The organism is Nocardioides sp. (genome assembly GCF_031422975.1).
GTDB lineage: Bacteria > Actinomycetota > Actinomycetes > Propionibacteriales > Nocardioidaceae > Nocardioides.
In genome coordinates this window covers 1-6,885 of sequence record NZ_JANPEO010000440.1, presented here as the reverse complement: position 1 = coordinate 6,885, position 6,885 = coordinate 1, and the positions used below count along the sequence as shown (strand labels likewise).

Here is a 6,885-nt window from a genome sequence, read left to right as displayed (position 1 = left end):
GGTGGCCGCCATCGTGCTCACCCAGCGTTCGGCCCAGGCAGCCGCTGACCTCGCGGCGCTGGCCGGCGCCTCCGCCGCGGTAGCAGGCGCGGACGCCTGCGCCGTGGCCGGTGACATCGCTGCGGCCAACGGCGCCGTGCTCGCGCAGTGCGAGGTGTCCGCGACAGTCGTCACGATCGCGGTCCACCTGGACGGCCCACGGTTGGCCGATCGTCGCTATGGCGTCACCGCCCAGGCCCGAGCGGGACCGGCTGACCCGTCCGGGTGAGGCGTCAGATCCGCTCGTCCGGGGTGTCCGCCTGGCGCTCCGACTCGGCGCGGTCGAGACGCTCGCTGAGCTTGTTGAGCTCCTTGCGGTCCTTGCGATGAGCCAAGGTGCGCTTGGTGCCCCACTTCATGAGCGAGAACCCCCACAGAATCGCTGCCCCAGCGGCAACGCCGGCCAGGAAGATCTCGATGGTGGTGACGTTGAAGCCGAGCAGTTCGGCACCGGTGCCGGGCTCGCTGACGAACAGCGCCGACAGGATCGCGATGCCACCGACAATGATGAGGATGAGTCCGAGGATGACCATGACGGCAGGTTACTCGGCGCGCGCACCGACGAGGAGCAGGTCCAGCAGCGCGATGGCGCCGTCCTTGTCGAGCGGGTTGTTCTGGTTGCCGCACTTGGGCGACTGGATGCAGGACGGGCAACCCGACGCGCACTCGCAGCCGGCGATGGTCTCGCGGGTGGCGGTGAGCCAGTCGTGGGCCGCACGGAACCCGCGCTCCGCGAAGCCCGCACCTCCCGGGTGACCGTCGTAGACGAACACCGTGAGGCGACCGGTGTCCGCGTGCATCGCGGTGGAGACGCCACCGATGTCCCAGCGGTCGCAGGTCGCGAAGAGAGGAAGCAGCCCGATCGAACAGTGCTCCGCGGCGTGCGCCGCACCCGGCACGTCGGCGGCCACCAGACCGCTCTGGGTGAGCACGTCGCCGGGCACGGTCCACCACACCGCGCAGGTGCGCAGTGACCGCTCGGGCAGGTCGAGCAGCTCCTCACCGATCACCTCACCGCCCGGCTGACGGCGCTTGAGGAAGGAGACGACCTGGTGCGACACGTCGACCTCGCCCAGCGACAGGCGACAATCCCCCCAGGAGCGATGCTCGCGCTCGGCGACGATCGAGATGTCGGTGATCTCGCGCGCGGAGGTCGAGTAGGGCAGGTCGGCCTGGTGCATCGAGGCCACGTGCTCCTCGAGGTCGAGTGATTCGACGAGCCAGGTCTCGCCGCGGTGGACGTAGACGGCGCCGGCATGAGCCGTGCCGTGCGAGCTCGAGGCGTCGACGGTGCCGATCACCCGACCGGTCTCCGACTCGATGAGCTGCACCTGGGCGCCACCGCTCGAGCGGATGTCGGCCAGATCGCTGGCCCGGCGGCGATCGGTCCAGAACCATCCCCGGGGGCGCTTGCGCAGCAGCCCGGCCTCGGTGAGCTGGTCGACGACCAGGCGTGCGTTGTCGCCGAACAGAGGAAGGTCGGCCTCGGCCAGCGGATGCTCCTGCGCCGCGGCACACAGGTGCGGGCCCAGCACATACGGGTTGCTCGGATCGAAGACAGTCGCCTCGACCGGCTGGCCGAGCAGCGACTCGGGGTGATTGACGAGGTAGGTGTCCAATGGGTCGGCTCCGGCCACCAGCACGCCCAGCGCATCCTGGGCGTCGCGCCCCGCGCGCCCGATCTGCTGCCACAGCGCTGCCCTGGTGCCGGGGAAGCCGGCGATCAGCACCGCGTCGAGTCCGCTGATGTCGATGCCGAGCTCCAGCGCGTTGGTGGCCGCGAGCCCCGTCAGGTCACCACGACGCAGGGCCGCCTCCAGCTCGCGCCGTTCCTCGGGCAGGTAGCCCCCGCGGTAGGACGCGACGCGTCCGGGCAGCGAGGGATCGACGTCGGCGAGGAGCTCGGCGGCGGTGGCGGCCACCTGTTCGGCCCCGCGCCGAGAGCGGACGAAGGCGAGCGTGCGGACGTCCTCGGCGACGAGATCGGCGAGCAGTTCGGCGACCTCCGACGACGCCGCCCGACGGACCGGCGCTCCGTTCTCGCCCGCGTAGGACGTGAACGGCGGCTCCCACAGCAGCAGCGAGACCTGCCCTCGGGGGGAGTGGTCGGCGGTGATGGCGAGCACGTCGAGCCCCGTGAGTCGCCCCGCGGCGACCTCGGGTTCGGCGACGGTGGCCGAGGCCAGGATGAAGGTCGGGTAGGCGCCGTACATCGCGCAGATCCGCCGCAACCGCCGCAGGACGTGCGCGACGTGCGCACCGAAGACGCCGCGGTAGTGGTGGCACTCGTCGATCACGACATAGCGCAGCGAGCCGAAGAAGGGCGCCCAGTGGGCATGGCGGGGAAGCAGGGAGTGGTGCAGCATGTCGGGGTTGGTCAGGACGTATTCGCCGTAGTCGCGAGTCCAGTCCCGCTGCTCGTGCGTGCTGTCGCCGTCGTGGGTGGCAACGCGCACATCGAGGCCCAGAGCTGCGATGCCGCTCAGCTGGTCATTGGCCAGTGCCTTGGTCGGCGCGAGGTAGAGGACACCCGCGCCGCGCTCGCCCCGTCGACCCCGTGACTCGCGGATCGCCGTGAGCGCGGGCACCTGGTAGGCCAGGGACTTTCCGGAGGCGGTGCCCGTGGCGAGGACGACGTGTTGCCCGGCCCGCGCCGCATCCGCGGCGGCCGCCTGGTGCTGCCAGGGCGCCGAGACACCGGTGCGTACGAAGGCCGCCCGGACGTCCTCACTGACCCAGTCGGGCCACGGCACGGACACCGCCGCGCGCGGCGCAACCACTTCCAGGTGCCGCAGTCGACCCTCACGGCCGGGCACCGCGGTCAGGCGTGCCACCACCTCGGCCACCTGGCGATGCGGTGGTCCATCGAGGGTGCTCACACGGCGCAGTGTGGCAAACGGCACCGACAGGTGGGCGCCGGCTCGGTCCCTGTCCATCCCCAGGTCACGCGTCCAACTGCATGGATCGCTGCTCTCATGGTTTGATAACTCCGGCAGCATTCGGGGCGTCCTGCTCCGGATGGGTTTCTTCCGAACTGGAGCAGTCGTGGACCTGACCCTTGCGACGCGCGAGGAAGATGGCCGCGCCATTGTTGCGGTCGGCGGCGAGATCGATGTCTACACGGCGCCCAAGCTGCGCGACCAGATCACCGAGCTCGTGAGCAAGGGCTCCTACAACATCGTGATCGACCTCGAAGCCGTCGAGTTCCTCGACTCGACCGGTCTCGGTGTGCTCGGGGGTGGCCTGAAGAAGGTCCGTGCCCACGACGGCTCGCTCGATCTGGTCTGCTCCCAGGAGCGCCTCCTCAAGATCTTCCGCATCACCGGCCTGTCGAAGGTGTTCGTGATCCACGACTCCGCCGACCCGTCGGTCGCCAGCTGAGCGTCCTGCCCTGCCGCGCGCCGCGGTCGATGCTTGGCTTGACGCAGACCCTCCGCGGATCTGGATGCGTGGCACATCCCGTCGCGTGATCGCGATCACAGGTGCGTAGACTCCCGCGCGTTCGTACTTAGACGCACCACTCCCCAGGAGGACGCACATGGCTGGGATCGTTCCCGCAGTCGTGGAGCCGGAACTCACGGGCACCAACCAGCTTCTGGTCATCGTCGTCCTCGCGATCGCGCTCGGCGCGCTCGCGATGGCAGTGATGTTCCGCAAGCAGGTGTTGGCCGCCGGTGAAGGCACCGACAACATGAAGACCATCGCCCTAGCCGTCCAGGAGGGCGCCAACGCCTATCTGACCCGGCAGTTCCGCACTCTCGGCATCTTCGCGGTGATCGCGTTCTTCGCGTTGCTCGTGCTGCCGGCCGACGACACCACCGTGCGGATCTTCCGCTCCGTGTTCTTCATCGTGGGCGCCGGCTTCTCGTCCGCGGTCGGCTATCTCGGCATGAACCTCGCCGTGCGCGCCAACCTCCGGGTGGCGGCCGCCGCCGACAGCGTCGGACGCGAGCCCGCCATGACCATCGGTCTGCGCACCGGCGCCATGGTCGGCATGCTCACGGTCGGCCTGGGCCTGCTCGGTGCCAGCCTGGTCGTGCTCTTCTTCCAGGACACCGCGCCCGACGTGCTCGAGGGCTTCGGCTTCGGCGCCGCCCTGCTCGCGATGTTCATGCGAGTCGGCGGCGGCATCTTCACCAAGGCGGCCGACGTCGGCGCCGACCTGGTCGGCAAGGTCGAGCAGGGCATCCCCGAGGATGACCCGCGCAACGCCGCCACCATCGCCGACAACGTCGGCGACAACGTCGGCGACTGCGCCGGCATGGCCGCGGACCTGTTCGAGTCGTATGCCGTCACGCTGGTCGCCGCGTTGATCCTCGGCTCGCAGGCGTTCGGCGACAAGGGTCTCGTGTTCCCGCTGCTGATCCCGGCCATCGGCGCCCTGACTGCAGTGGCGGGCGTCTACCTCACCAAGCCGAAGGCGGGCGAGAACGGGCTGAAGACGATCAACCGCTCGTTCTACATCTCCTCGGGCATCGCGGCCGTGGCGAGCATCGTGCTGTCCTACGTCTACCTGCCCAGCAGCTTCGCCGAGTTCACCAACATCTCGGAGGCGCTCGTCGGCGCCGAGGGCGACCCACGGTTCATCGCTGCGTCCGCCGTCGTCATCGGCATCGTGATGTCTGCGGGGATCCTGGCGCTCACGGGCTACTACACCGGCACGGAGCACCGCCCCGTCAAGGACGTCGGCAAGACCTCGCTCACCGGTGCGGCCACCGTGATCCTCGCCGGTCTCTCCGTCGGCTTCGAGTCCGCGGTCTACACGACCCTGGTCATCGGCGCTGCCGTGTTCGGTGCCTACCTGCTCGGTGGCGCCACGCTCACCGTTTCGCTGTTCGCGGTGGCGCTGGCCGGCTGCGGCCTGCTGACCACGGTCGGCGTGATCGTGGCGATGGACACCTTCGGTCCGGTCTCCGACAACGCGCAGGGCATCGCCGAGATGTCGGGCGACATCAGCCCGGAGGGCGCGCAGATCCTCACCGAGCTCGACGCGGTCGGCAACACCACCAAGGCGATCACCAAGGGCATCGCGATCGCGACGGCTGTGCTCGCCGCGACCGCGCTGTTCGGCTCCTACGCCACCTCGGTGTTCGAGGCGTTGGTCGAGGCCAACCCGGCGCAGGACGAGTTCTTGCAGTTCGACGTCTTCAACCCGGCCGTGCTGGTCGGCATCCTGCTCGGCGCCTGTGTGGTCTTCCTCTTCTCCGGGCTGGCCATCAACGCCGTGGCCCGCGCGGCGGGTGCCGTGGTCTTCGAGGTCCGTCGCCAGTTCCGGGAGATTCCCGGGATCATGGAGGGCACCGGTCGTCCGGAGTACGGCAAGGTCGTCGACATCGTCACCAAGGACTCCCTGCGCGAGCTCGTCACGCCGGGCATCCTGGCCGTCCTGGCTCCCATCGCGGTGGGCTTCGGCCTGGGCGCGACCGCACTGGCAGGCTTCCTCGCCGGCGCGATCGGCACCGGCACCCTGATGGCTGTCTTCCTGGCCAATGCAGGCGGCGCCTGGGACAACGCCAAGAAGCTCGTCGAGGACGGCCATCACGGCGGCAAGGGCTCGCTCGCCCACGAGGCCACCAACATCGGTGACACCGTCGGTGACCCGTTCAAGGACACCGCCGGTCCTGCCATCAACCCGCTGATCAAGGTGATGAACCTCGTCTCGCTGCTCATCGCCAGCGCTGTGGTGTCGATGAGCATCGGCAAGGACCAGAACGATGCCCTGCGGATCATCATCGCGGTCGTCGCGGTCGGCATCATTGCGGTGGCGATCTACATCTCCAAGCAACGTGAGGTCGCGATCAGCGACGACGGAGACAACGCCGGCTCCTCGGCGATGGCGCCGCACGCGACCACCTGATCAACCAGCAACATCAGTACGACGACGGCCCGCCGGAGCAATCCGGCGGGCCGTCGTCGTTCGTGCGTGACAGGGTGAACGCATGGATCGGATCGCGCTCATCTCGGACGTGCACGGCAACCTGACGGCACTGGAGGCGGTGCTGGCCGACATCGATCGGCGTGGCATCACGCGGATCTTCAACCTCGGCGACTACGTCGGCAAGGGTCCGCGCGGTCGCGAGGTGGTCGACCTGTGCCGCGAGCGGTGCGAGGTCAACCTGCTCGGCAACTGGGACGACTTCCTCCCCGACCCCGCGCGCACCTTCGACAACGAGGCACTCACGTGGTGGCTCGAACAGCTCGGCCCGGGACAGGGCGCCTGGTTGCGCGGGCTCGCCTTCAGCCACGACTTCTGGCTGAGTGGTCGCCGGGTCCGGCTCTTCCACGCGAGCGAGGAGACCGTGCACCGGCGCGTTCGCTACGTCCGCTCGCAGGCAGAGTTCGAGGCGCTGTTCACCAAAACCCCGGCCACCGGAAACGGGCCGGTCCCGGACGTCGTCGGCTACGGCGACACCCACGATCCGTTCTACGAGTGCCAGCTCGAGGGCCGCACGTCGTTCAACACCGGGAGCGTCGGCAACTGCATGGGTGACCCGACGCCGCTCTACTGCATCCTCGAGGGCGAGGTCGACTCCCAGGAACCCGCCCCGTGGTCGATCGCCTACGTCCGGGTGCCGTACGACATCGAGGCCGAGCTCGCCGCCGCGCGCGACCTCGACATGCCGCAGTACGACGGCTACGCGCTCGAGCTCCGGCACGGGCTCTACCGCGGCCAGCTCGACGAGATCCGTGCCGGACTGCCCGTGACGGGCTATCACGAGCGAGAGCCCGCACCGGCGACTGCCTGATGCCCGCTGGAAGACTGTCGCCATGACCGAGCTCACCCTGGCCACCGAGCTGCGAGCCGCGCTGGTCGCCGCGGACTTCACCTACGACGCGGTGGCCGAC

6 protein-coding genes are annotated in these 6,885 nt (G+C 69.3%); 4 read left to right on the top strand and 2 right to left on the bottom strand.

Features of this window, described 5'->3' with window-relative positions; genetic code table 11:
* Positions 1-268, top strand: a 268-nt coding sequence (locus tag RMO85_RS13280) for an Rv3654c family TadE-like protein (RefSeq protein WP_310529201.1), incomplete at its 5' end; no start/stop codon positions are given.
* A gap of 4 nt (positions 269-272) precedes the next feature.
* Here the strand turns inward: RMO85_RS13280 and RMO85_RS13275 are convergent.
* Complete coding sequence (locus tag RMO85_RS13275; RefSeq protein ID WP_310529200.1) at positions 273-572, bottom strand: hypothetical protein; 300 nt, start codon at positions 570-572, stop codon at positions 273-275.
* Between the two features lie 9 nt (positions 573-581).
* Complete coding sequence (locus tag RMO85_RS13270; protein ID WP_310529199.1) at positions 582-2,918, bottom strand: DEAD/DEAH box helicase; 2,337 nt, start codon at positions 2,916-2,918, stop codon at positions 582-584.
* A 166-nt stretch (positions 2,919-3,084) separates the two neighbouring features.
* Here RMO85_RS13270 and RMO85_RS13265 point away from each other — a divergent pair, with 166 nt between their 5' ends.
* The 3 genes from RMO85_RS13265 to RMO85_RS13255 all read left to right on the top strand — a co-directional run bounded on the left by RMO85_RS13265 (position 3,085) and on the right by RMO85_RS13255 (position 6,785).
* Complete coding sequence (locus RMO85_RS13265) at positions 3,085-3,420, top strand: anti-sigma factor antagonist (protein WP_310529198.1); 336 nt, start codon at positions 3,085-3,087, stop codon at positions 3,418-3,420.
* Between the two features lie 157 nt (positions 3,421-3,577).
* Positions 3,578-5,896: a sodium-translocating pyrophosphatase gene (locus tag RMO85_RS13260; protein WP_310529197.1), complete on the top strand. Its 2,319-nt coding sequence runs from the start codon at positions 3,578-3,580 to the stop codon at positions 5,894-5,896.
* 82 nt (positions 5,897-5,978) lie between these two features.
* On the top strand, positions 5,979-6,785 hold the full coding sequence (locus RMO85_RS13255; protein ID WP_310529196.1) for a metallophosphoesterase family protein: 807 nt from the start codon (positions 5,979-5,981) through the stop codon (positions 6,783-6,785).
* Positions 6,786-6,885 lie beyond the last annotated feature (100 nt).

Bases quoted from the DNA above. Each gene is read 5' to 3' on its own strand.
- RMO85_RS13275 (WP_310529200.1), bottom strand. From the start codon at position 572: ATGGTCATCCTCGGACTCATCCTCATCATTGTCGGTGGCATCGCGATC.
- RMO85_RS13260 (WP_310529197.1), top strand. From the start codon at position 3,578: ATGGCTGGGATCGTTCCCGCAGTCGTGGAGCCGGAACTCACGGGCACC.
- RMO85_RS13255 (WP_310529196.1), top strand. From the start codon at position 5,979: ATGGATCGGATCGCGCTCATCTCGGACGTGCACGGCAACCTGACGGCA.